This window comes from Streptomyces sp. CRN 30 (assembly GCF_034105845.1).
The window spans coordinates 1-3,215 of sequence record NZ_JAVRHI010000499.1; the positions used below are offsets into that span (position 1 = coordinate 1).

At 74.3% G+C, this 3,215-nt stretch carries 3 protein-coding genes; all 3 read right to left on the reverse strand.

From position 1 onward, the window contains the following. Positions 1–1,256 (reverse strand): ABC transporter permease (locus UW392_RS56890; RefSeq protein WP_320783365.1); only part of this gene is annotated, 1,256 nt, incomplete at its 3' end. A gap of 3 nt (positions 1,257–1,259) precedes the next feature. Next, the gene (locus UW392_RS56895) at positions 1,260–2,120 is read right to left on the reverse strand and encodes an ABC transporter ATP-binding protein (protein WP_320783366.1); all 861 of its coding nucleotides are present in this window, start codon (positions 2,118–2,120) and stop codon (positions 1,260–1,262) included. Between the two features lie 178 nt (positions 2,121–2,298). Then, positions 2,299–2,994, reverse strand: coding sequence for a class I SAM-dependent methyltransferase (locus UW392_RS56900; RefSeq protein WP_320783367.1), 696 nt, complete (start codon positions 2,992–2,994; stop codon positions 2,299–2,301). Positions 2,995–3,215: the final 221 nt, after the last annotated feature.

Here is a 3,215-nt window from a genome sequence, read left to right on the forward strand (position 1 = left end):
GCCGCCGCGACGATGCCACCGGCCACCGCGCGGGTGCGCAGCGGCCGGCCCGTCCCGGCGATCTCCGCGTCGGCGAGCGCCGCCATCGGCGACACTCCGGCGGCGCGGCGGGCCGGCAGATAGGCGGCGAGGAACGTCACGCCGAGCCCGACGGCGTACGAGGCGACCGGCGTTCCCCAGCCGACGACCATCTCGCCGGCGTCGATGTTCATCCCGATCGTGTTCAGCAGCGCGATCAGCCCGGCGGCCAGTCCCACCCCGGCGGCCAGCCCGAGCGTCGAGCCGACCAGGCCGAGCAGCAGCGCCTCGGTCAGCACCGAACGGCGGACCTGGCGGCGGTCGGCGCCCAGCGCGCGCAGCAGGCCCAGCTCACGGGTGCGCTGCGCGATGAGCATCGCGAACGTGTTGACGATGAGGAACACCCCGACCAGGACCGCCACGCCCGCGAAGCCGAGCATGACGTACTTGATGACGTCGAGGAAGCCGCCCAGTTCGTCGGTGTCGGACTTCGCCTGCTCGGCGGCGGTCCGGTACTCGTAGGCGTCGGGCCCGAGGGCGGCGGCGATCCGCTCGCGGAGCTGTTCGTCGCCGACCCTGTCCGCCGCCTCGACGGAGATGCCGGTGGCGGCCCGCGCGTCGCCGAGCAGCCGGGTCTGCGCGGTCGCGGTGTCGAGGAAGACCAGGGCCGCGCCGGGGTTGGTGGTGGTGAAGGTGGCGATGCCGACCACCTCGACCCGGAAGGAGCCCGGCGGCGCCACGACGGTGAGGGTGTCCCCGATGCGTACGTCGGCGGTCTCCGCGGTCTCCGAGTCGAGCAGCGCCTGCCGGGCGCCGCGCGGCGCGTGACCCGAGGTCAGCTCGACCGGGCTGCGGTCGGTGGGGTCCCAGACGGTGCCGATGGTGGGGGCGCCGGTGGTGGGGCCGACGGTCTCGTTGTCGCTGTCGACGAGGGTGATGTTCTCGACCTCGGCGTCGACGTGCGCGGCCGCGACGCCGTCCACCTTCGCCACCCGGGCGGCGAGGGAGGCGGGCACGGTGGCCGTCGTCCCGGACGGCACGGACTCGTCCAGGTCCTGGACGGGACGGACGGTGACGTCGGCGGAGGTGGAGGCGAAGAGCCGGTCGAAGGTACGGGTGAGGGTGTCGGAGAAGATGAGGCTGCCCGCGACGAACGCCACGGACAGCACGACGGCCAGCGCGGAGAGCAGCAGCCGCCCCTTGTGCGCGAGGAAACTCCGCAGCGTCGCCTTGAGCACGGGTCAGTCCTCGCGGACGGAGGGGGGTGGAGGCGGGGGTGCCGCCGTGCCGGGGCCGGTGCCGGGTGGGTCGTCCGGGACGGTGCCGGGTGTCGTCGCCGCGAAGAGGCGCATCCGTTCCAGTACCGCGTCCGCCGTCGGCCTCTCCCGCTGGTCCACGATGCGGCCGTCCGCGAGGAAGAGCGCCAGGTCGGCGTGGGCGGCGGCGCCCGGGTCGTGGGTGACCATGACGACGGTCTGGTCCAGCCCGTCGACCGCGTCGCGCAGGATGCCCAGTACCTCCGCGCCCGCGCGCGAGTCGAGGTTGCCGGTCGGCTCGTCGGCGAAGATCAGCTCCGGCCGGGAGGCCAGGGCCCGCGCGCAGGCGACGCGCTGCTGCTGCCCGCCGGAGAGCTGGGCGGGCCGGTGCCGCAGCCGGTCCCGCAGCCCGAGCGTGCCGATGACCTGGTCGAGCCACTTCTCGTCGGGCCGGCGCCCCGCGATGCTCATCGGGAGAGTGATGTTCTCCAGGGCGTTCAGCGTCGGTATCAGGTTGAACGACTGGAACATGAAGCCGATCCGGTCCCGGCGCAGCCGGGTCAGCTCCCGCTCCTTCAGCCCGGTGATCTCGGTGTCGCCGAGCCACACCTGACCGGCCGAGACGTTGTCCAGCCCGGCGAGGCAGTGCATCAGCGTGGACTTGCCGGAACCGGAAGGCCCCATGACCGCCGTGAAACGGCCTCGCGCGATGTCGACGTCGACCGAGTCCAGCGCGAGCACGGCGGTCTCGCCGGAGCCGTACGCCTTGGTCAGTCCCCGGGCCCGAGCCGCCGTCCGGTCCGCCGGCGCGCGGCCGGGGACGTGCTCCGCAGCGGATGTGGACAAGACGGCCTCCTCCGTGGTTCCGCATACATATGCGGACATCCGGCGTTCCTTGTCCCGGCCGAGGGTAGTGTGACCCGCCCTGACCGCGATATCCCCCTGCGGTGCCGGGCGGCATCCGCCTCAGGGCGGGCGCCGGGCACGGGTGTAAGGGACACGCGCCTCGTCCGCGTACGGCGGCTCAGCGCGGCTCCCGGACCTCCGGCGGCCGCCACGCCGTACCGAGCACGCAGTACGACGTCGGCAGCCGCGGGCCTCTCTCCGGCACCAGGGTCCGCCGGTACGGTCCCAGGACGAAACCGGCCTCGCGCAGCGCGGCGACCGGCTGCCGGGACACGTGGCAGCCGCCGGCCAGCGGGGGCCACAGCGTCCGGTCCAGACCGAGCTGGGTGAGGGTCATCAGCCGGCCGCCGCCCCGCCCGTGCTCGAAGAACCGCACCTCGCCGCCGGGGCGCAGTACCCGCCGCAGCTCCGCCAGCGCCCTGGGTACGTCACGGACGCTGCACAGCACCAGTGAGACCACGGCCGCGTCGAACGCCTCGCTCTTCACCGGAAGCGCCTCGGCGGTGCCCGGCACCACGTCGACCGGCATGCCCGCGCGCAGCGCCGCCTCCACGGCCAACCGGCGCAGCACACGCTCCGGTTCGATGGCGACGACCTCCGAGACGGTGCTCGGGTAGTGCGTGAAGTTGAGGCCGTTGCCCGCGCCGATCTCGATCACCCGGCCGGAGAGACCGGTGAGCATCCGGTCCCGGATCCGGCCCATGCCCAGCCGGGACTCCGCGGCCACGCTGACCTTCGCGTACCGGCGGGCGAAGAACGGGTGGTGCACGGCGTCCCGCCGCGTGGCCGCGGGACGAACGGAACGGAACGGCATGGGACCTCCCTCGCCGGGACGCATCACCACGATTGTCCCCCGCGGGAAGCGGTCGCACCCTCGGGACGCCCGCCGACTTGACCGCCGGCCCGCACCGCCGCCGGGTGGCCGACCGGTCCGCCCGCACGGACGGGCCGGTCCACCGCCGCCGGGTGGTCCGCCCGCACGGACGGCGGGACGCCTCGCCGAGCGGTCCGCCTGTGTGGATGGCGCGATGCCCC

Bases quoted from the DNA above. Each gene is read 5' to 3' on its own strand.
- UW392_RS56900 (WP_320783367.1), bottom strand. From the start codon at position 2,994: ATGCCGTTCCGTTCCGTTCGTCCCGCGGCCACGCGGCGGGACGCCGTG.